Source organism: Subtercola boreus, assembly GCF_003399635.1.
Lineage (GTDB): Bacteria > Actinomycetota > Actinomycetes > Actinomycetales > Microbacteriaceae > Subtercola > Subtercola boreus_B.
In genome coordinates this window covers 15,849-35,513 of sequence record NZ_NBXB01000033.1, presented here as the reverse complement: position 1 = coordinate 35,513, position 19,665 = coordinate 15,849, and the positions used below count along the sequence as shown (strand labels likewise).

Genomic DNA, 19,665 nt, shown 5'->3' with positions numbered 1-19,665 from the left:
GCCGACGGAGGCGCACCATGAAGGTGCCGGTCCGGTGTGCAACTGCCGTGGTGCTGTCTGCTGCGTTCGTGACGGGCTGTGCGAATTCGCCGGAGTGTTCCGACCTCATCGCGTCGTCCCCGTTCACCGCCACGTTCGGAGCCAGGCCCCTGAACGATCCTGCCGACGTCGGAACCCCCGGCACTCCGTATTCGTATCCTGCCGGGTCCATCGTGCCGACCACGCCGCCGGTCGGCGCAACCCTCGCCGAGACGCTGTACGCGGCCACCCAGCTCAGATGTGTCTGGCGCGATCCTTCGGCGGACATCACCTCGGTGACGATCGAGATCCCCACGGTGGATCCGGCCGACGCGTCAGATTATCTGGCGAGCCTGCCCGCCCTGGGCTACACCTGCGCTGCGGCGACATCCGGCACCGGTGAGGCCTGCCAGCTCACCACGACCGACCCCAAGTACTCCGTCGACGTCGGCAGCACATCCTTCCTCCGAGGCGACACGTACATCCACATCAGCCAGGCGAACGTCTCGACCCCTGGCCTGTTGGACTCGCTCGCGTCGATGCTCTGGGGCTGAGAGCCCGGCGCCGGCATCGTCTTCGACGGGCGTCACCGGTCTTCTGCGGAACCGCCCTTCGCTTCGACCAGGCCCGAGGATCCGAGTGCCCGTTCGACGGCGATCTCGATCACTACTCGCCGCGGGTTCACGCCGGGCTGCCGGTATCGCCCGGCATAGAGCTCAACGGCGTGCTCCACCGCGGCAGCATCCCTGTTGATGGTCGAGGCGCCCTGGAAGCTGAGCCAGCGTGCCCCGTCGACCTGTGCCACGGATGCCTGGCCTCCCCGCTCGGCATTCCGCACCTTCTGCGTGCCATCGGAGGTGATGATGCGAGCGATGCCGTCTTCGAGCGTGAACCCCACTGGAACGCTGTGCAGCCGACCGGTCGGGCCGAGTGTCGTCAGGATGGCCAGGTGCCGATCAGCGACGAAGGTCGATCCCTCGGCGGTCAGCCGGACGCCCGCGCTCACGCTCGGTCGCTCCCGTCGGGGGTGACCACAAGCCGTTCGACCAGCACGACCGCGTCGTCGAGGGTCGCGTGGTCGCCGTGCGGATCTCTGACAGCACGCGTTCGCGCCTCGCAGCTCAGCGTCCTCCACTCGGCCGGGTCGAGTGAGAGCGACGCGAGCACCTCCCCGGGCGTCACGAAGTGAACATCGGGCTGGTCGTGGTCGACCCACGACGGGAGGCCGGAGTGACCGACGACCAGCAAGCGGCCGCCCGGCGCCACTGCGGCCGCTGCGGCACTCAGGATCTCGACCCGCGGCAGCTCCACGGGCGAGTGCAGGAACTGCGCAGACACCAGCTCGAATTCGCCGGCGGGAAAGCTCGATCCGAGGTCGTGCTGCTGCCAGTCGATCGATCCGGCGACCCCAGCCGCCTCTGCTGCAGCGCGTGCCCGATCGAGGGCGAGCCCCGAGACATCCACCGCCGTCACCTGCCAACCGCGCCCGGCGAGCCAGATCGCGTCGGCACCCTCGCCGCAGCCGACGTCGAGCGCGCGGCCGGCCGCCAGCCCCGACGCCTCATCGACCAGCACGGCATTCGGCTGCCCGCTCCAGATCTGCTCGCGCTGTCCGTAGTGCTCGTTCCAGAACGTCTCGGTCGAAGGATGCCCTGACGGGCTCGGAGCGTGTTCAGGGGTCATCCGCCCATCCTCTGCGCCCGGCCGACCCCATGCAAGTCCGTTTGCCGAAACGGCACCGCGACGGTTAGCGTTCTGTGGATGCGATGGTCTGCAGACGAGGTGGACGGTTCACGATGTGATCCGTCCTCTCCGGGGTCACCCCGGGGTACGCAGACCGATTCAGGCACTTCGCCGCAGGCGTCTCACCGCACTTCGAGCGGCCGCACGCCCGCACAGACGCACAGGTCGTCTGCAGGCCATCGCAGCACTATCCCGGCGCCGGCTCCGACCCCCGCCGCGGCGGTACTGGCACGCCGGCCCAAGGCCTCAGTGGGCCAGGTCGCGACGGCGCTCGCCCTCGCGCTCCTCGCCGCCACCGACTGGTCGCCCGACGGGATGCTCGGGGTTCTGCAGGACGTCTTCGGCCGCCGGCACCGTTTTCTCCCTGCTCTCGTGCGGGAGGTTCGCGCGGTGTACCGCACGGCGCCGCAGGATGCTCCGCGGGAGCTCGCGGCGGTCATCCGTCGATCGACAGCGCTGACGGCCGCACTCGAGCGGGCCCGTGTCGCGGGCCGCCCTCTCGTGATCGCGCACCATCCGGTCTCGCCCGGCAGCGAGGATCGCCAGGAGCCCGCCCCCGCCCCCGCACCCGCTTCCGCCACGCCAGCACCTCCGCCCCGCACGCTCCCCGCGCTCGCCGCACTCCTCGAGGTCACGCCGGGGGAGCTCGACTGGCTCGCCGACACCGGCGGCTGGAATCGTCGTGCGCCGGCCGGTCCGCTTCACCACTACCGCTACGAGTGGCGCTCGCGGCCCGGGCGGGTGCCACGCCTGCTCGAGGTTCCGACCGAGCGGATGCGCGCCGCCCAGCGCATTCTGCTGCACGAGGTGTTCGCGCTGCTGCCGTTGCACGATGCCGCGCATGGATTCGTGCCGGGGCGTAGTGCTCTCACGGCCGCCCGACTGCACACCGGCAGAGACGTTGTGATCGCCCTCGATCTCGTCACCTTCTTCACCCGGGTGACCGCGGGCCGCGTCTACGGGGCGCTCCGGCAGGAGGACACACCGGAGCGGGTCGCGCTGGCGCTCACCGGCCTCGTCACAAACCGGGTGCCCATGCGGATCATCGGAGCGATGCCGCCGGGGGGTGACCCCGACGAGCGGTTCGCGCTCAGGCAGGCCCTCGCCGCCGCGCACCTTCCCCAGGGGGCGCCCACGTCGCCGGCGCTCGCGAATCTCGCCATCCGGCGCGTCGATTCGCGGCTCGCCGGGTACGCAGAGGCCGCGGATGCCACGTACACGAGGTATGCCGACGACCTCACGTTCAGCGGCCCCGTGGCGCTTCGCCGACGCGCCGATGCGTTCATCCGCGGCGTGACCCGCATCGTCGAGGACGAGGGCCACCTGGTGAACCGGCAGAAGACGCGGGTGCGACCGGCGGCGACCAGCCAGCGCGTCACCGGCATCGTGGTGAACGAGCACACCGCGCTGCCCCGCGTCGAGTTCGACGCGCTGAAGGCGATCCTCCACAACTGCGCCGAGCGCGGACCGGAGTCCCAGAACCACGACGGGCACAGCGATTTTCGCGCACATCTCCTCGGCCGACTCTCCTGGGCGCGCGACCTCAACCCGTCGAAGGCCGAGCGTCTCGAACGGGAGTTCGCTCGCATCCGTTGGTGACTTCCGCGCCCCTCGGCCCAGAGTGAGAATCTGCTGAGCATCCGAGGTTCCTGACGGTACCGGCACCCGCGGCGGGGAGCCAGTGACGTAACGTCAGCAGAGGTTGCCCCGGACCACGGTCGCCATTCACCACTGAGTGGTCGGTTCGTCTGCAGGAGACCACTCACTCGTCAACCTCGAAATGAGGCTCACCGTGAGCGCAACTGTTCCTTCAGCACTGCCCGCCCCCACGCCGAACGTGCTGTTCACACGCACCAAGCCGGGCGGCAACCGGGTCAACCCGACAACCGAGTACTCGGCGCTGCTCCGCACGGTTCGGGATGCCGGGCTGCTCCGTCGCCGACGCGGCTTCTACGCTCTGACGTTCGGCATCCTCGTCGCCGCGCTCGGCGGTGTCGTGACCGGTTTCGTGCTGCTCGGCGACTCGTGGTTCCAGCTGCTGATGGCGGCGGCGCTCGGCCTCATCCTGACCCAGTTCGCCTTTCTGGCGCACGAGGCCTCCCACCGCCAGGTCTTCGAGTCGGGAAGAGCCAACGACCTCGCCGGCCGCACGCTCGCGAACCTGTTCGTCGGCATCAGCTACAGCTGGTGGATGACGAAGCATTCCCGGCACCACGCCAACCCGAACATCGTCGGCAAAGACCCCGACATCGACAAGGACTTCGTCTCGTTCACAGAGGAGGATGCCGCTGCCACCACGGGCATCTCACGCTGGCTGACCAAGCGCCAGGGCTACATCTTCTTTCCGATCCTCATCTTCGAGGGCCTGAACCTCCACCTGCACGGCTTCCGCACGGTGTTCGGCCGCGGCAAGGTCGACAAGCGCACCGTCGAGATCGTGATGCTCCTCGCGCGGATCGGCGCCTACCTCACCATCGTCTTTCTGGCTCTGCCGCTCGGCATGGCGTTCGCCTTCGTCGGTGTGCAGCTCGCCGTCTTCGGTGTCTACATGGGCTCGTCGTTCGCCCCGAACCACATCGGCATGCCGGTGCTGCCGCGGGATTCGAAGGTCGACTTCCTGCGCCGCCAGGTGCTCACCTCCCGCAACATCTCGGGCGGCTGGTTCATGAACTTCTTCATGGGCGGGCTCAACTACCAGGTCGAGCACCACCTCTTCCCGAACATGCCGAGGCCCGCCCTCAAGCACGCACAGCAGATCGCCCGGGAGTACTGCGAGACCCACACCATCCTCTACACCGAGACGACGCTGTTCGAGGCGTACGGAGCGGTGGTCAACCACATGAACCGTGTGGGGCTCGCGGCCGCGAAGAACGAATTCATGTGCCCGGTGGCCTCGGGCTACGGTCGCTGATTTCGCGCAGGTGAAGATTGGGCGACACCGGGGTTCTCTGCAGGCATTTGCCAGTTGAAGCGCATAATCTGATCCTGTGACCGCCCCTATCGGCCCGGCGAGCCCCGGCCCGACCATCGAAGAGACGCAGCCGCACGCCGTCTACTCGCCCACCCCGTGGAGCGATGAGGTGTGGTTCATGGCGCACGACGGTCGCTGCCTCGGCTGGATCCTGCGCTACGCAGAGGGCGAGAAACAGCTCTTCGGTGTCTACACCTACGGCTGCGACGAGCGCGGGCTCCGCGTCTGGGTGGCGTCGGAGACGACGCTTGCCCGAGCATCCGCGTACATGGGATTCCACGTGCGGGAGCTGCTCGAACAGTCGCGTCAGCTCGCGCCGGATCCGGTCAATCCGCTCGGCCTGCACGAACGACGCCAGGCCTGAGCCCACCCCACCCCCCACAGGGTGCGTTACAGCACCGTGAGGTGATGGGCCGGGTTCACGAGCTTCCGAGGCTTCTCGTGTCGCCTGGGGGGCGCGTCTCCGACGTAGAGCCAGCCCAGCAGCTGCTCGTTGGCGGCGAGCTGGTGCATGCGCCGTACCGCTTCGTGGCGTGTCTGGTGCCCGGTGCGCCAGAAGACACCCCAGCCGGCCTCGTCGAGCAGCAGGGAGAGCCCGTGGGCGACGCCGGACGCCACGGCCTCCTGCTCCCAGTTCGGCACCTTCTCGCTCGGCCGGTAGGTCGCGACGATCGCGATGAGCAGAGGGGCGCGCCTGGCCTTCGCGACCATCTTGGCGACGTCCCCGCCCTGTGCCTCAGCGAGAGCTTCGCCCAGACGGTCGCGCACATCGCCCCGGAGCTCGACGAGCCGCCAGGGCCGAAGCGCGCTGTGATCGGCAACCGACCCGGCGGCCTCGACCAGCCGCAGCAGTTCGGCGTGGTCGGGCGCGTTCTGCCCGACCTTCGAGTGCGAACGCCGGCGGAGCATGCTCTCCAGTGCAGACATCGCTCCCGGTCAGTTCTCGGTGTCGAACGAGAGCGAGACCGAGTTCATGCAGAAGCGGTCGCCCGTCGGAGTCGTCGGCGCATCGTCGAACAGGTGGCCGAGGTGGGATCCGCAGTTCGAGCAGCGCACCTCGGTGCGCACCATTCCGAGGCTTTTGTCCTCGATCAGCTCGACGGCATCGGAATCCTTCGGCGCGTAGAAACTCGGCCATCCGCAGTGCGAGTCGAACTTGGTGTCGCTGCGGAACAGCTCCTGCCCGCACGCCTTGCATTTGTAGACGCCCTCGCGCTTCTCGTCGAGGAGCTCACCCGTCCACGGGCGCTCTGTGGCGGCCTGGCGGAGCACGGCGTACTCCTCTTTGTCGAGCTTCCTCCGCCACTCTTCGTCGGTCTTCGATACGTCATAGCTCATGGTGGATACTTCTCTCGTCATTCAGGGCCGCCGACTGCAGCGGGCCGCCAACCATCTTCACAGTAAACTCGGGGCCGTGCCTGACAATTCCATCATCCAGAAGCGGTTCGGCGAGGTCACGACAACCGAGCTCTACGCGTTCCTGAAGCTCCGCACCGATGTGTTCTATGTCGAGCAGAAGGTCGATGAGAGCGAACTGGATGACCGTGACCTCGAACCGGCGACCGAGCATCTCTGGCTCGCCGACGGCCCCCGCGTCACCGCCTACCTGCGCGTGCTCGAAGACGCCGTGCCCGAGCATCTCGACGCTGCACGGGTGATCGGGCGGGTCGTCGTGGCGGCGGATCAGCGCGGCCGCGGCCTCGCGCAGGTCCTCCTCGCGCGGGTCGTCGAGCGGTTCGGTGGCGAGGCGATGCTGCTGCACTCCCAGAGCTACGCCGCGGGGCTCTACGCCAAGTTCGGTTTCGAGCCGTTCGGGCCCGAGTTCAGCGAGGCGGGCATCCTGCACACGACGATGTACCGGCCCGGCATCCGCTGAGACCGTGAAGAAATCGGTGCCGTCCTCGAGCCGCGCCGTACATCTGCCACCAAGGTGCCTCGCCCTAGACTGGGCCGAATCAGCCGCAAGGGGCTGCCAGGGAGAGGATGAGGATGGCTGAACCAACCAGCGGTCCCGCACCCGTCTCACCCGGCACCGGTGTCGTCGGGCTGAACGAGCGCGAGCAGCGCATCCTCGAGTTCGAGCGCACCTGGTACACGCATGCCGGAGCCAAAGGGCAGGCCATCAGGGAGCACTTCGGTCTGTCCGCTCCGCGCTACTACCAGCTCGTGAACGCGTTGCTCGACTCACCGGCGGCGCTCATGTTCGACCCGATGCTCATCAGACGACTCCAGCGCGTGAGAGATTCCCGAACGGCAGCCCGCTCTGCCCGTCTCCTCCCACCCGGCGAATAAGAACGGTCCCTTCGAACCAATGGCTTCAGAACCCACCGACTCCTTCGACAACGTGCCGGCAGATGTCGTGCGCCGTGGTGTGCACCGTGGTGCACGGCCCCGGGGGCGGGGCTGGGTTGCGTTCGCTTGGGCAGCCCTCGCGACGGGCGTTCTGGTCGGGGCTGGGGCTCTCGGTCTGCTCGTCATCAACAACGGTCTTCCCGGGTCGGACTCAGGCTCGGCATCGGCGGGCGGCTCGGCGTCGAGCGACCCGGCGTCGGTCACGCCGACCCCGACAGTCGTTCCCACGGTAGATCCCTCCCTCTCGGTGACGATCCTGAACGGCACGGGTGTCTCCGGGCTTGCGACCCGGGCCGGCGGTCAGGCGACGGATGCCGGGTGGGCTGTCAGCACGGAGGCGAACGCCGGCGCGTCCGACGTGACCACGTCGACCGTCTACTACACGGATGCCGCCCAGGAGGGCGCCGCCAAGGGCCTCGCCGAAACGCTCGGGGGAGTGGCGGTCGCGGTCTCCAACCAGTATGAGGCTGGCACACTCACGGCGGTGCTGGGAACGGACTACAAGGATCCCGCCGGGTAGTCCGCGCGCCCGTGCCGTGCCCGTGCCGTGCCCGTCATATTTCGGGATTGTTTAATCCATGTTGAGTTGTGATCACACAGTGAGCGTTTGCTCAGTTGCACCGATTTACTGGGAAAACGGATCATTTCACCCGAAATGATGGTGAGCAACACAGCAAATGGGAGTAACAATGGCGAACGGAACCGTCAAGTGGTTCAACGCTGAAAAGGGCTACGGCTTCATCACTGTCGATGGGGGCGGGCAAGACGTCTTCGTCCACTACTCCGCCATCGACATGGGCGGCTACAAGGTGCTCGAAGAGGGCCAGCAGGTGATCTTCGAGGTCGGCACCGGATCGAAGGGGCCGCAGGCCGAAGCGGTGCGGCTGGCCTGACCTCCGGCCGGGCATCCGATCTGTCCTTCGTCCTCTGGGCGTCACTTGCACTCTCACCTGCCGAGTGCCAGTATTGGTTTAGCACTCGTGCATGCTGAGTGCTAAACCTTTATGAATCTTTCATGACGCCCGGGAGGGACGAGAAACACACATGGCAAAGATTATTGCTTTCGACGAAGAGGCCAGACGCGGCCTCGAGCGTGGACTCAACATTTTGGCTGACGCCGTCAAGGTGACGCTCGGCCCGCGCGGCCGCAACGTCGTCCTCGAAAAGAAGTGGGGAGCCCCCACGATTACGAACGACGGTGTCTCCATCGCCAAGGAGATCGAGCTCGACGACCCGTACGAGAAGATCGGGGCGGAGCTCGTCAAGGAGGTCGCCAAGAAGACCGATGACGTCGCCGGAGACGGAACGACCACCGCGACCGTTCTCGCCCAGGCCCTGGTTCGTGAAGGACTGCGCAACGTTGCAGCCGGCGCCGACCCGATCAGCCTGAAGAAGGGCATCGAGAAGGCTGTTGCAGCCGTCATCGCCGAGCTCGTCGCCAACGCGAAAGAGATCGAGACGAAGGAAGAGATCGCGGCCACGGCCTCCATCTCAGCTGGTGACCCCGAGATCGGCGCCCTCATCGCCGAAGCCATCGACAAGGTCGGAAAAGAAGGTGTCGTCACCGTCGAGGAGTCGAACACGTTCGGCACCGTCCTCGAGCTGACCGAGGGCATGCGCTTCGACAAGGGTTACCTGTCGCAGTACTTCGTGACCGACCCCGACCGCCAGGAAGCCGTCTTCGAAGACCCCTACATCCTTATCGTCAACTCGAAGGTCTCGCAGATCAAAGACCTGCTGCCGATCGTCGACAAGGTCATCCAGGCCAACAAGCAGCTGCTCATCATCGCTGAAGACGTCGACGGCGAAGCACTCGCCACTCTCGTCGTCAACAAGATCCGCGGCATCTTCAAGTCGGTCGCCGTCAAGGCTCCCGGCTTCGGCGACCGCCGCAAGGCTCAGCTGCAGGACATCGCCATCCTCACCGGTGGCCAGGTCATCTCCGAAGAGGTCGGCCTCAAGCTCGAGAACGTGACGCTCGACCTCCTGGGCCGTGCCCGCAAGGTCGTCATCACGAAGGACGAGACCACGATCGTCGAGGGTGCTGGCGACAGCGAGATGATCGCCGGTCGCGTTCAGCAGATCCGCAACGAGATCGAGAACACCGACAGCGACTACGACCGTGAGAAGCTCCAGGAGCGTCTCGCGAAGCTCGCTGGCGGCGTCGCCGTCATCAAGGCCGGAGCCGCGACCGAGGTCGAGCTCAAGGAGCGCAAGCACCGCATCGAAGATGCAGTGCGGAACGCCAAGGCTGCCGTCGAAGAGGGCATCGTCGCCGGTGGTGGCGTCGCGCTCATCCAGGCTGGCAAGACCGCTTTCGAGAAGCTCGAGCTGGTCGGCGACGAGGCAACCGGGGCGAACATCGTCAAGGTCGCCATCGATGCGCCTCTCAAGCAGATCGCCGTCAACGCGGGCCTCGAGCCCGGTGTTGTCGCCGAAAAGGTCCGCAACCTGCCCACCGGTCACGGCCTCAACGCCGCAACCGGCGAGTACGTCGACATGCTCCTCGCGGGCATCAACGACCCGGTGAAGGTCACGCGCTCTGCCCTGCAGAACGCCGCATCCATCGCCGGTCTGTTCCTCACCACGGAGGTCGTCGTGGCCGACAAGCCCGAGCGCAACGCCGCTCCGGCTGGCGACCCGACCGGCGGAATGGACTTCTAGTCCCGCCTTTCCGCAGATCTGAGCGGGTCGGCCTCTTTGGAGGCCGGCCCGCTTTCTCCATACGCCGCCGCCTCTGCGGCGTATGCCGGCAGAGGCATATGTGCCGCCATGGTGGCGCCGCCCAACTGTCGGGTGTTGCGCCGGGGTGAGCCGGGAGGCTAGTGTGGGCAACTGCAGCAGTCAGCTGCTGATCAGATTTCGAGAGACCGGGGAGGTGAGTCAGATGAAGAACCCAGCAGACGATGCTCGTGCGTTGCGCCTTCGCCGCACCGAAGCATCCACCGTCAGCCCTGCACTGTCTGCAGGTGCCGTTCGCATCTCGGCTCTTCTCCCGGCCACCGCCTGACTCCGGTCACCTCCGACCACGGCGGCCCCACGGCCACTTCGAGAGAGAGCCTTAACAGCTCATCACCTCTCCCCGAAGGACGTTCTCCCGTGTTCCGTGTATCCCAACGCAGCGACGACCAGTCGCTGTTGCAGTTCTCAACCCGTGACCCCATTGAGTGGGTCGATTCCGAACAGTTCGGCCTCGGTATCGCATCGGGCAGTCTCCGCCGCGAATGGACGTGGCTGGCCTTCGTCGACGACGACCCGCGTGCGACTCCGGTCGCCCGGGCGGTCTGGTGGGGTCCGGCCGGCTCCGTGCATCCGGTCGAACTCAGATGCCTCATCGTCGCCGCTGGTGTGCCCTACCCCGAGCTCTGGGGTGCCGCGCTCATCCGGTCTGCGCACCGCGCCTTCCGGGCGTCCGGCGCCCTCTTCGACCCGGTCGTCGTGATCGGGGCAGGCGGTGGCTGGCAGCAGGATGCCGCCGCCCGGGAGGCGGTCGCGTGGCGCCGTGAGGCTGCGGCCCAAGCCGGCACCACCGCGGCCCTCCGCACTCCCGCCGACGTGCCAGCGTCTACCCCCGCCGTGCTCGCCGCGCGGTGAACCTCGCCTCGGCATGTCTCCGCGAGACCGCCCCATGCGGGCGAGATCGACAGCCCTATCGGTCGGTCTCGCCCGCACCTGTCTTATTCGCGGCCGCAGCCTCGGGGGCAGCGAGAGGCAGACTGACGCGGAACGTCGCGCCACCACCCGTCGTCTCGACCGCTTCGACTGTGCCGTTGTGGGCTGCGATGATCGACGCCACGATGGCGAGCCCGAGGCCGCTGCCGCCGGTTTCGCGAGTGCGCGACGAATCCGCTCGCCAGAACCGCTGGAAGATCTTCTCGCGGATCTGGGGCGGGATGCCATCGCCGTGGTCGATCACGTCGAGCACGGCGAGGCGCTTCGCTTCGTCGACCTGCACCGACACCTCGATGGGGCTGTCGTTGTTGGTGAATCGAAGGGCGTTGCCGATGAGGTTGGCGACGACCTGGCGGATCTTGTTCTCGTCTCCCAGGATGACCGGTGCGACGCCGTCGTGCTCCTGGGCGTCGAAGCTCGACAGCGCGACGTCGGTCGGTGTGATCTGCACGGTGCCGTCGGACCTGCGGCGACCGCGGAGTCGTGCCAGCGTCGCGCCGGCGAAGCTGATCGGGCCGGTCAGTGTGCTGGCAGCGGCAGCCTTCTCCGAGTCAGGGGCATCGCGTTCCGCCGCGATGTGCTCCATCGTCATGCCGTAGGGGTTCGTCGCCGCTTCGGCGGCCGGGGCGAGCGAGACCGGCTGGGAAGAGCGGGGGAGGATGATCGACACCACCCGCTCAGGGCTGGAGGCCCGGGCATCCAGAGCTGCATCGACAGCGATCGGAACGAGATTGAGGCGAGCCAGGTTCATCGGCCGGGTCTCATCGAGGCGGGCAAGTTCGAGGAGGTCTTCGACCAGGGCGCCCATCCGGATCGCCTCCTTCTCGATGCGATCCATAGCCTTGGCGACTTCTTCGGGCGACTGAAGAGCCCCCATCCGGTAGAGCTCGGCGTAGCCCCGCACCGACACCAGGGGCGTGCGGAGTTCGTGACTGGCGTCTCCCACGAACCTTCGCATCTGGTCGATGGTCTTGGCCCTGTCGCTGAACGCCGTGTCGATGCGGCTCAGCATGGTGTTGAGCGACCGGTTGAGTCGGCCCACCTCGGTGTTCGGCGTCGCGTTCGACATGCGCTGGCTGAAGTCCCCGTTCGCGATCTCTGCGGCCGTGCGCTCGACGGCGCGGAGGGGAGCGAAGGTGCTCGTCACCAGCAGGCGCGTCAGCAACGCACCCAGCACCACCACGCCGACACTGAAGGCGAGGAAGATCGAGAGGTACGTCGTGGTGATGCTCTCGGTCTTGTCCAGGGGTGCCGCGATCACCATCGTGCCGGTGGTCTGGTCCTGGTAGCCGATGGAGAGCACGATGGCGTGCCACTGGTCCTTGCCATCCGTCGACGAGATCTCGTAGATGGGTTTCTCGGCCTGGGCCCCCGCGTCCGGGGTCAGGGGGAGACTCTCGAGGTCCGGCTGTTTCGATGAGGCCTGGGAGCCCCAGTTGCTGGTCGTGAGGGTGCCGGAGGGACCGAGCAGGGCGACGTAGTAGGCGGTGGATGCCGACGACACCGTGTCGAGCGTGAACGAATCCTTGGTCGCACCCTTGCTGAGAAACGTCGACACGTCGTCGTAGCCGACGGAGAGTCCCTTGTCGACTTGCTGCAACAGATAGGACCTCAGAACGGTCATCGTGCCGATGCCCGCGACGATCAGGCCGACCGTCAGCAGGAGCACGGTGACGCCCGTGATTTTTGTGCGGAGGGAGATCGATCCCCAGAAGGTCGCAGGTGTGACAGCCATTTCAGAGCAAGACTACAAGGCCCGCCTTATGCCTTGCTGACCTTCAGCATGTAGCCGAATCCGCGCTTCGTCTGGATCAGCGACTCGTCGGAGTACTGGTCGAGCTTGCGGCGGAGATAGGAGATGTACGACTCCACGATGCCCGCGTCGCCGTTGAAGTCGTACTCCCAGACGTGGTCGAGGATCTGCGCCTTCGAGAGCACGCGGTTCGGGTTCAGCATGAGATAGCGCAGCAGCTTGAACTCTGTCGGGCTCAGCTCGATGGCAGTGTCGGCGACGAAGACCTCGTGAGTGTCCTGGTCCATCGTCAGCTCGCCGGCCCGGATGATCGCATCCTCGTCGGCCTGCATCGTGCGGCGGAGGATCGCCTTGATGCGCGCGACGATCTCATCGAGGCTGAATGGCTTAGTGACGTAGTCGTCGCCGCCAACGGTGAGACCGGTGATCTTGTCCTCGGTGTCGTCCTTAGCCGTCAGGAAGAGGATCGGCGCGGTGTAACCCGCGGCGCGCAGACGCTTGGTGACACCGAACCCGTTCATATCGGGCAGCATCACGTCGAGGATGATGAGGTCGGGCTCTTCTTCGAGAACCGCCGAGATGGTCTGTGCGCCATTGCTCACGGCGCGCACGGCGAAGCCGGCGAATCGGAGGCTGGTGGTCAGCAGGTCACGGATGTTGGGTTCGTCGTCGACGATGAGGATTCGGGGTCCGGTCATGACTTCATTATCTGCGGGTGCGCTGTACGCTTCCTGTGAGCTTGGTCACAGCGACGCAGCGTCGAGGATCGTGTAGCTGTAACCCTGTTCGGCGAGGAACCGCTGCCGGTTCTGTGCGAAGTCCTGGTCCACTGTGTCCCGGGCGACAAGCGTGTAGAAGTTCGCCGAGAGCCCGGACTCCTTCGGACGGAGCAGCCGGCCGAGACGCTGGGCCTCCTCCTGGCGCGAGCCGAACGATCCCGAGACCTGGATCGCGACGGTCGCCTCCGGCAGATCGACCGAGAAGTTCGCGACCTTGCTCACCACGAGGATGGGCTCGTCCCCGTCGCGGAAGGCCTGGTAGAGCCGTTCCCGTTCCGGAATCGGGGTCGACCCGGTGAGTTGCGGCACGTCGAGTTCGGCCGAGAGTTCCTCGAGCTGGTCGAGGTACTGGCCGATCACGAGTATGCGTTCTCCGGCATGCTTGGCCACGAGAGCCTTCACGACGTCGAGTTTGGCAGGGGCTGTCGCTGCGAGCCGGTACCGCTCGTCATCCGAAGCCGCCGCGTAGACGAGCCTGTCCTGTTGCGGCAGGTCGATCCGCACCTCGAAGCAGTCGGCGGGGGAGATGTAGCCCTGGGCCTCGATCTCCTTCCACGGGGCGTCGAAGCGCTTCGGACCGATGAGGCTGAAGACGTCGCCCTCGCGCCCGTCCTCCCGCACCAGCGTGGCGGTGAGCCCGAGCCGTCGGCGTGCCTGGAGGTCGGCGGTCAGCTTGAAGACCGGAGCGGGCAGCAGGTGCACTTCGTCGTACACGACGAGTCCCCAGTCGAGCGCGTCGAGGAGTTCCAGATGCGCGTAGGCGCCCTTTCGCTTTGCGGTGAGGATCTGGTAGGTCGCGATCGTCACCGGCTTGACCTCTTTGACCTGGCCGGAGTATTCACCGATCTCGTCCTCCGTGAGAGAGGTGCGGCGGAGCAGCTCCGAACGCCACTGGCGCGCCGAGACGGTATTCGTGACGAGGATGAGCGTGTTCGTCTTCGCGGTGGCCATGGCGCCGGCGCCGACGAGCGTCTTGCCTGCGCCGCAGGGAAGCACGACAACACCCGATCCGCGCTCGAAGAAGTTGTCGATCGCTTCCTGCTGGTAGCCGCGGAGCTGCCAGTCGGTCGTGTCGAGGGTGATCTCGTGCGGTGTGCCGGGGGTATAGCCCGCAAAGTCCTCCGCTGGCCAGCCGAGCTTGACGAGCTCCTGTTTCAGTTGGCCGCGCGCCCACGGCTCGATGACGAACGTGTCATCCGACAGCCGCGACGGCAGTAGGGGAGCAATGCGGCGCCCCTTCACGATCTCCGTCAGCACAGCGGTGTCGGTGGCACGCAGCGTCAGTACCCCGTCGGGTTGGCGCTCAATGACGAGACGGCCGTACCGACCCACGGTCTCGGCGATGTCGATCGACACAGACTGTGGCACCTGGAACTTCGAGTAGCGTTCGAGCGTTCCCAGAATCTCCTCGGCTGTGTGGCCGGCCGCCCGGGCGTTCCAGAGGCCGAGGCGCGTGATGCGGTAGGTGTGGATGTGCTCGGGGGCCCGCTCGAGCTCAGCGAACACCGCGAGCTCGTGGCGCGCGCTGTCGGCCTGTGGATGCGCGACCTCGAGCAGCACGGTGCGGTCGCTCTGAACGATCAGTGGTCCGTCTGGCATAACTGCCAAGCTTACGTGGCCCGAGTAAGCGTGCTGCCCCTCGCGCCCACCACCCACCGGCACCCCTTATAGTGACATTTCGTCATATTAGAGAGGTCATGCGATGAAATTCGAACTCGATGACGCACGAGTACGGGATCTGCTGATGGGCGAGCGGCTCTACGGCGATCCTGCCCTGGCGGTGCGCGAGCTCTACCAGAATGCGGTGGATGCCTGTAGGCACCTGGATGCTCGACGGGAGTACCTCCGAGTCGGTGCCCACGAGGGTGCTGAGAAGCGCATCCGTTTCTCTGAGGGGTTGGATGCGGATGGTGCGCGCTATCTCGAATGCTCGGATTCGGGAGTGGGGATGGGGTTGCGCGAGTTGGAGCAGGCCTTCAGCCGTGCCGGGATCCGTTCGACCGACCGGGCAGACTTCCTGGAGGAGCTCGAGGACTATCGGCATGCAGACCCGCCTGTCTCGCTCTGGACGAACTCGCAGTTCGGCGTCGGTGTGCTCTCCTACTTCATGCTGGCGACGAGGGTCGACATCACGACCACCCTCTACGAGCGGAACGGTTCCCTGGGCAGGCAGCTGCGCGTGGTGATTCCGAACCAGGGTGCTGAGTTCGAGATCCACGACGACGGCCCAGGAACCCAGCAGGGCACGACGATCCGGCTCCGGCTGAAACCAGGGGTGAGCGTGTCCGGGCTCTCGACCCTGAGGGATCTGGTGATTCTGTGCCCGTTTGGGATGACAGCGGATGATGACAAGGGTCTCAGACACGAGTGGGGTGCTGGGGATGTGAACATCTCGTCGAGGCACGTCAGGACCCGCTCCGGTAGTTCGCCGGTTGAGGACGAAGCGACGGGTATCTGGTGGGTCGACGGCTGGGGCCCGGTGTTGTCGGACGGAATCTGGGCCGAATCGTTCCTCTACGGCGCGATCATCAACCTGACCGGCGACCAGCTGCCGAAACTGACAATCGACCGGCGGCGCATCCTCGAATTCGACGAGGCGTACTGCGACAGGGTCACCCTCGAGGCGATTCCCACCGCAATCGGCGCGGCGTGGCAGTTCGTCGGAACCCAGTTCTGGCTCGACAGTGCATTCCCGTTCAACCCGGCCCTCGTTGACGCAATTGTGGAAAGTGCTTCCGAACGCGCGGACCTGGTCATACAGCAGAAGCCGAAGCCCCTGAATGTGGCTGTGGCAGGGTATCTGGTGGGTGATGGCGATTTCGACAGAGTTGCCGAGCCCATGCGGGCAGCCGGATGGTCCATGAGCAGGCGTATCGTGGCCGGAGCGCACCCGAGATTCGGCAACAGGGCCTCGAATATGGTCGCAGGGGTGGTTCGCGCATCTCCGACAGATGCAGTGTTCCTTGCCACGGCGCAGACTACCAGCTCGATGCTGACGATCCAGGAGATCTCGCCGTGGGATGCGGACGCCACCGCCATCTACGACGCTGAGCGCCACCTGCGCTGGCCGATTGATCGCGTCGTCTCCCGCGCCCGAGTGCTGGGTCTGCCCGTGCCGGCCGAAGCGGAGTCGCTGCCGCCCTCGAATGACTTCATCCGGGCGCTCCTCAATCGGAACTCGAGCTGGAACGTCGACGAGCCACGCGAGTTCAAGGCTTTCGATGTCATACTCACTGCTTGGGATCTCCAGCTTCCTTTCGAGGAGGCCGATGAGATTCTTCGGACGAGAAAGCTCGAGGTTCAGCCCACGTGGCGCAGTATTCTGGATGCCCCGCCGACCCCGTTCGAACTGGTCTGGGCCAGCAAGAACGCGGATGGTGTCGCGCCGTGGCGCCTCGCAAAGTCCGCCGTGAGCATGGACGCGGTCTTCCGGGCGTCCATGGTTCTGCAGAGCACCGTTGGTGAGGTGACCGCAGGGCTACGTCGGCTCGGGTTCCGTGTCGATGTGAATTCCGACTACGAACCGTTCGAGCTCGATCACGTGGACCTGCTGCTCGTGAGCCGGGACCTGGACGGCCTTGCCCCGTTCCTGGAGAGAGCGTATCCGATCTCGAAGAAGAGACTGGAGAAGAGCGTCAGCCAGACTGACCACTCCGAAGACGAGGTGCGACGCCGATTCGGCAGGCTGGGGCATCCGGTCTGGCCGGAGATACCTGAGACACTGTCTAGGATCGACGGTCGTCGGGACCAGGACATCGCTCGACTGGCGGAACATCTGCACGACGAGGGCAATCCTCGGTTGACCATCGAGCCCATGTCTCTGACGCGAGAGGATGTCAGTCTTGCGGCGCTCGACTACGTGCGCAGGATCTTCTGGCCGCGTTCCAGTGAGATCCCCTATCTACACGTCTGGTCGAGGGCGAAGGAGTGGGGCCGGCCTGAGAAGAAGGTCGTCAGACGGCTTGAGCGGTTGGGCTACACCACGGCACCCAACCCGTTCGGCAAGCTCAAGTCTCGCGATCGAGCGCTTCTCAACCGAGGAGGCAACGGAGGTAGCCCGTGGCGTGCTCTGGGGGACACCCTCTCGCTCCTCGAGGTTGCACTGGTCTCGCAAAGTTCTGGGCGTTCGATGAAAAAGGTGCTTGTCGACGCACAGAGGCTGGGTTTGCTCATCGATGCGTCGTCGGATGACTTCCTGGTCGTGCGCCCCGGGCCTGTCACCCCATGAGCCTCGGGCACTGTGCCTAGCTCGTGGCGGGGGCCAGCTGCACCTGCGTGATGCTGGCGAGGGGGAGGGTGCGTTCGACGCCGGCCTTCTGGTCGGTTCCGCGCATCCGTCCGCTGCCGATGCTCGTCGGAACCACGGGAAAACTGACCTCAGAGCCGTTCGGCAACCTGACGGTGACGATGACGGGCGTCTTTCCCTTGACCGCAACGTCGAGCTGGCGCACGAGCCAGGCCTCTGCCGTGTCGGCACCCGGCCGCACGCCGCTGCCGCGGAGCCGGTTCACCAGCTGTTCGGCGACCTCATTGGTGATGTGGCGACGAGGTTCGGCAACGTGCAGGCGGTTGAGGGCCACGGGGTTGCCGTCGGCCCCCTCGGCGATCACCGGGTAGCGGGCATCCACGAGCATCCAGTAGACCGTGTCGAGGTCGTAGCGACTGGTCAGGCGGTTCGCGCCCTCGAAGAGGAGGTCGAGGCTGGTGAGGTTGGCGTCGACGACGATCGTGTGCAGGAGAGAGATGTCGTCAGAGCGCACGAAGCTCCTGGGCTGCTCGGCGTCCAGTTGCTCGAGGGCCCCGGCCCGCAGCAGACCGTAGCGCGCGCTCGATTCGGCGATGAGGTATTCCAGCGGCTGCGGGATGCCCCCCGGCGCGATGCTCGCCAGGAAGCTCCGGATGCTCTCCGCTGTGAATCCCGCACTGAGCGCCCGCGCGATCGAGCCTTGCGAGATGCGGTACGACGAGGCGATCGAGTGGGACTCGACCTGGGCCAGCTGGCGGAGGGTGGCGTCGATCTCGGGCTTCAGGGGGCCCGGCGCGACGATGGTGAGATCGTGCTGGAGGTAGACGGTGTCGACCTCGGGCGGCAGCAGGAGCTCTACCGATTGGATGGCGGCCGCCTCGTTCTCGCAGAGCAGAGCGGTGCCGGCGGAGCTCGCGAAGCCTGCCGTGACGATGCCGAGGCGCTCGGCATCCACTGTGAACTCGGCGATCTGGCGGGAGAGAGCCTCGCCACCCGCCGGGTAGAGCCACTGAAGGTATTCGGTGAGGTTCTCACCCCAGGTGCTGTCGATGCGCCGACAGAGAACCTCACGCACGTTCTCGTCGAGGGCGCTGAGCCAGGCCGATGACAGGCGGCCCCAGCGTTCGGCTAGTGGCAGCAGCATCCACTCGCGGGAGTACGGCGTGGCGAACCACGAGGAATTCTCCCGAGCTGCCAGGCCCGCGATCCGGGCCACCCGCAGAATGACGTTCATCGTCTCGGGCGGTTGGCCCGTTGCGGCGGCCAGGCGTTTGGCGTCGGGCACCGCGAGGCCGCCCTTGGCCAGTTCGCGGGCGGGCAGGGTGGCGAGGGCATTCGTCAGCTCTGTCACGGCGACGGTGGTCTCGAAAGCGCTTTCGGCAGCGATGCGGTCGGTGCCGTTCCGTTCTGCGGAGGATGGCGCCGGGGGAGCCGCCGGCGCCTCGACACCCGCGAGGTCGGAGACGGAGGGAAGACCGGCGGCAGGCCAGCCCTCGAGCACGGTGCGGACGCTGTCGTAGGGCTGAAGCACGCCGTCGACGTCTGCGAGCAGCATCGCAGCGGCTGCATCCAACAGGGGAGTTGCGGCATCAGCGACTCGAGTGCCGCCTGCGGCCACCAAGGCGAGGGTGGGCCGGTCGAGGTGGGACAGGGCATCCATGACCGACTCCGGGCGGAGCAGCGCGTCGGCCAGGTCGAAGAAGTCCCGCAGATCTCGTCCGGAGAGGTGACGCGACTCCAACAGCGAGATCAGGGCGTCGTCGCTCTCGGTCTGCAGTCGGCTGGCCAGGGCGAGCGTGTCGCTCATCTGGAGCTACGAGCCTCGCGGGATCGTCTGACGAGGTTCACCGCCAGGAGCGCGATGAACAGCGCGATGGCGAGAGGGAGACCGAACAGCGGAAGCACGAGGATCGTGGGCCAGACCCCCTGGCTGAAACTGTCGCCCTTCATGCCGGCGGCGGTGCCGATGATGACAGCAAGGAAAGCGAGGATGGAGAGGCCGATCGCGCTGGCGACCATGTACGCGAGAATGCGTTGGACCCGTGAAATGGGTTGAGTGTCTGTCTTGGTCACGCTCCTGATAATACGCACCCAGCGATGAGCGAATAGGCTTAGGGGTGGCCGGAGTGCA

General features: G+C 66.3%; 21 protein-coding genes. 12 read left to right on the top strand and 9 right to left on the bottom strand.

Annotated elements, in window-relative coordinates; genetic code table 11:
* Positions 1-17: 17 nt before the first annotated feature.
* Positions 18-572, top strand: coding sequence for a hypothetical protein (locus tag B7R22_RS11925; protein ID WP_116411963.1), 555 nt, complete (start codon positions 18-20; stop codon positions 570-572).
* A 32-nt stretch (positions 573-604) separates the two neighbouring features.
* Here the strand turns inward: B7R22_RS11925 and B7R22_RS11920 are convergent, their stop codons facing one another.
* Both B7R22_RS11920 and B7R22_RS11915 read right to left on the bottom strand, forming a co-directional pair.
* On the bottom strand, positions 605-1,024 hold the full coding sequence (locus tag B7R22_RS11920; RefSeq protein WP_116411962.1) for a PPOX class F420-dependent oxidoreductase: 420 nt from the start codon (positions 1,022-1,024) through the stop codon (positions 605-607).
* Positions 1,021-1,701 (bottom strand): class I SAM-dependent methyltransferase, encoded by a 681-nt coding sequence (locus B7R22_RS11915; protein ID WP_116411961.1) that lies wholly within the window; start codon positions 1,699-1,701, stop codon positions 1,021-1,023. The genes B7R22_RS11920 and B7R22_RS11915 overlap by 4 nt, the downstream gene beginning before the upstream one ends.
* A gap of 309 nt (positions 1,702-2,010) precedes the next feature.
* Between B7R22_RS11915 and B7R22_RS11910 the strand changes: the two genes are divergently transcribed.
* From B7R22_RS11910 to B7R22_RS11900, 3 genes are all read left to right on the top strand, one after another.
* Positions 2,011-3,360 (top strand): reverse transcriptase family protein, encoded by a 1,350-nt coding sequence (locus tag B7R22_RS11910; RefSeq protein ID WP_172582349.1) that lies wholly within the window; start codon positions 2,011-2,013, stop codon positions 3,358-3,360.
* Positions 3,361-3,541: 181 nt separating this feature from the next.
* Positions 3,542-4,672: a fatty acid desaturase family protein gene (locus tag B7R22_RS11905; protein ID WP_116411989.1), complete on the top strand. Its 1,131-nt coding sequence runs from the start codon at positions 3,542-3,544 to the stop codon at positions 4,670-4,672.
* Positions 4,673-4,748: 76 nt separating this feature from the next.
* The gene (locus tag B7R22_RS11900) at positions 4,749-5,096 is read left to right on the top strand and encodes a hypothetical protein (RefSeq protein WP_116411959.1); all 348 of its coding nucleotides are present in this window, start codon (positions 4,749-4,751) and stop codon (positions 5,094-5,096) included.
* 26 nt (positions 5,097-5,122) lie between these two features.
* Here B7R22_RS11900 and B7R22_RS11895 read toward each other — a convergent pair whose 3' ends face one another.
* Both B7R22_RS11895 and msrB read right to left on the bottom strand, forming a co-directional pair.
* Positions 5,123-5,659: a nitroreductase family protein gene (locus B7R22_RS11895; RefSeq protein ID WP_116411958.1), complete on the bottom strand. Its 537-nt coding sequence runs from the start codon at positions 5,657-5,659 to the stop codon at positions 5,123-5,125.
* Between the two features lie 9 nt (positions 5,660-5,668).
* The gene (gene msrB / locus B7R22_RS11890) at positions 5,669-6,070 is read right to left on the bottom strand and encodes a peptide-methionine (R)-S-oxide reductase MsrB (RefSeq protein ID WP_116284249.1); all 402 of its coding nucleotides are present in this window, start codon (positions 6,068-6,070) and stop codon (positions 5,669-5,671) included.
* A gap of 76 nt (positions 6,071-6,146) precedes the next feature.
* Between msrB and B7R22_RS11885 the strand changes: the two genes are divergently transcribed.
* The 7 genes from B7R22_RS11885 to B7R22_RS11860 all read left to right on the top strand — a co-directional run bounded on the left by B7R22_RS11885 (position 6,147) and on the right by B7R22_RS11860 (position 10,678).
* Entirely contained in the window at positions 6,147-6,608 is a 462-nt protein-coding gene (locus B7R22_RS11885) for a GNAT family N-acetyltransferase (protein ID WP_253259043.1), read from the top strand.
* A gap of 113 nt (positions 6,609-6,721) precedes the next feature.
* A complete protein-coding gene (locus B7R22_RS11880; RefSeq protein WP_216363443.1) occupies positions 6,722-7,024 on the top strand; it encodes a DUF3263 domain-containing protein in 303 nt (100 codons plus the stop codon).
* 19 nt (positions 7,025-7,043) lie between these two features.
* Positions 7,044-7,604 (top strand): LytR C-terminal domain-containing protein, encoded by a 561-nt coding sequence (locus B7R22_RS11875; protein WP_116411956.1) that lies wholly within the window; start codon positions 7,044-7,046, stop codon positions 7,602-7,604.
* Between the two features lie 169 nt (positions 7,605-7,773).
* Positions 7,774-7,977, top strand: a complete 204-nt coding sequence (locus B7R22_RS11870) for a cold-shock protein (protein ID WP_116283777.1) — start codon at positions 7,774-7,776, stop codon at positions 7,975-7,977.
* Positions 7,978-8,128: 151 nt separating this feature from the next.
* Positions 8,129-9,748 (top strand): chaperonin GroEL, encoded by a 1,620-nt coding sequence (gene groL, locus B7R22_RS11865; RefSeq protein ID WP_116283776.1) that lies wholly within the window; start codon positions 8,129-8,131, stop codon positions 9,746-9,748.
* 223 nt (positions 9,749-9,971) lie between these two features.
* The gene (locus B7R22_RS20095) at positions 9,972-10,094 is read left to right on the top strand and encodes a hypothetical protein (protein ID WP_301182616.1); all 123 of its coding nucleotides are present in this window, start codon (positions 9,972-9,974) and stop codon (positions 10,092-10,094) included.
* A gap of 89 nt (positions 10,095-10,183) precedes the next feature.
* Positions 10,184-10,678 carry a hypothetical protein gene (locus B7R22_RS11860; protein ID WP_116411955.1) on the top strand — a complete coding sequence of 165 codons (495 nt, stop codon included), beginning with the start codon at positions 10,184-10,186 and terminating at the stop codon, positions 10,676-10,678.
* 55 nt (positions 10,679-10,733) lie between these two features.
* Here the strand turns inward: B7R22_RS11860 and B7R22_RS11855 are convergent, their stop codons facing one another.
* Genes B7R22_RS11855 through B7R22_RS11845 form a run of 3 tightly spaced genes read right to left on the bottom strand, consistent with a single transcriptional unit; the run spans position 10,734 to position 14,887 of the window.
* Positions 10,734-12,491, bottom strand: coding sequence for a sensor histidine kinase (locus B7R22_RS11855; protein ID WP_116411954.1), 1,758 nt, complete (start codon positions 12,489-12,491; stop codon positions 10,734-10,736).
* Positions 12,492-12,517: 26 nt separating this feature from the next.
* Positions 12,518-13,207: a response regulator transcription factor gene (locus B7R22_RS11850; RefSeq protein WP_116411953.1), complete on the bottom strand. Its 690-nt coding sequence runs from the start codon at positions 13,205-13,207 to the stop codon at positions 12,518-12,520.
* Positions 13,208-13,252: 45 nt separating this feature from the next.
* Positions 13,253-14,887 carry a DNA repair helicase XPB gene (locus tag B7R22_RS11845; protein ID WP_116411952.1) on the bottom strand — a complete coding sequence of 545 codons (1,635 nt, stop codon included), beginning with the start codon at positions 14,885-14,887 and terminating at the stop codon, positions 13,253-13,255.
* A 103-nt stretch (positions 14,888-14,990) separates the two neighbouring features.
* On the opposite strand from B7R22_RS11845, the gene B7R22_RS11835 reads away from it, so the two are divergent.
* Entirely contained in the window at positions 14,991-17,516 is a 2,526-nt protein-coding gene (locus B7R22_RS11835; RefSeq protein ID WP_147305367.1) for a wHTH domain-containing protein, read from the top strand.
* A gap of 16 nt (positions 17,517-17,532) precedes the next feature.
* Here B7R22_RS11835 and B7R22_RS11830 read toward each other — a convergent pair whose 3' ends face one another.
* Both B7R22_RS11830 and B7R22_RS11825 read right to left on the bottom strand, forming a co-directional pair.
* Entirely contained in the window at positions 17,533-19,341 is a 1,809-nt protein-coding gene (locus tag B7R22_RS11830) for a helicase-associated domain-containing protein (RefSeq protein WP_116411949.1), read from the bottom strand.
* Entirely contained in the window at positions 19,338-19,607 is a 270-nt protein-coding gene (locus B7R22_RS11825) for a multidrug ABC transporter ATPase (protein WP_142206581.1), read from the bottom strand. The genes B7R22_RS11830 and B7R22_RS11825 overlap by 4 nt, the downstream gene beginning before the upstream one ends.
* Between the last annotated feature and the right edge of the window lie 58 nt (positions 19,608-19,665).

Bases quoted from the DNA above. Each gene is read 5' to 3' on its own strand.
- B7R22_RS11855 (WP_116411954.1), bottom strand. From the start codon at position 12,491: ATGGCTGTCACACCTGCGACCTTCTGGGGATCGATCTCCCTCCGCACA.
- B7R22_RS11835 (WP_147305367.1), top strand. From the start codon at position 14,991: ATGAAATTCGAACTCGATGACGCACGAGTACGGGATCTGCTGATGGGC.
- B7R22_RS11925 (WP_116411963.1), top strand. From the start codon at position 18: ATGAAGGTGCCGGTCCGGTGTGCAACTGCCGTGGTGCTGTCTGCTGCG.
- B7R22_RS11850 (WP_116411953.1), bottom strand. From the start codon at position 13,207: ATGACCGGACCCCGAATCCTCATCGTCGACGACGAACCCAACATCCGT.
- B7R22_RS20095 (WP_301182616.1), top strand. From the start codon at position 9,972: ATGAAGAACCCAGCAGACGATGCTCGTGCGTTGCGCCTTCGCCGCACC.
- groL (WP_116283776.1), top strand. From the start codon at position 8,129: ATGGCAAAGATTATTGCTTTCGACGAAGAGGCCAGACGCGGCCTCGAG.
- B7R22_RS11870 (WP_116283777.1), top strand. From the start codon at position 7,774: ATGGCGAACGGAACCGTCAAGTGGTTCAACGCTGAAAAGGGCTACGGC.
- B7R22_RS11875 (WP_116411956.1), top strand. From the start codon at position 7,044: ATGGCTTCAGAACCCACCGACTCCTTCGACAACGTGCCGGCAGATGTC.
- B7R22_RS11830 (WP_116411949.1), bottom strand. From the start codon at position 19,341: ATGAGCGACACGCTCGCCCTGGCCAGCCGACTGCAGACCGAGAGCGAC.
- msrB (WP_116284249.1), bottom strand. From the start codon at position 6,070: ATGAGCTATGACGTATCGAAGACCGACGAAGAGTGGCGGAGGAAGCTC.
- B7R22_RS11845 (WP_116411952.1), bottom strand. From the start codon at position 14,887: ATGCCAGACGGACCACTGATCGTTCAGAGCGACCGCACCGTGCTGCTC.
- B7R22_RS11880 (WP_216363443.1), top strand. From the start codon at position 6,722: ATGGCTGAACCAACCAGCGGTCCCGCACCCGTCTCACCCGGCACCGGT.
- B7R22_RS11895 (WP_116411958.1), bottom strand. From the start codon at position 5,659: ATGTCTGCACTGGAGAGCATGCTCCGCCGGCGTTCGCACTCGAAGGTC.
- B7R22_RS11915 (WP_116411961.1), bottom strand. From the start codon at position 1,701: ATGACCCCTGAACACGCTCCGAGCCCGTCAGGGCATCCTTCGACCGAG.
- B7R22_RS11905 (WP_116411989.1), top strand. From the start codon at position 3,542: ATGAGGCTCACCGTGAGCGCAACTGTTCCTTCAGCACTGCCCGCCCCC.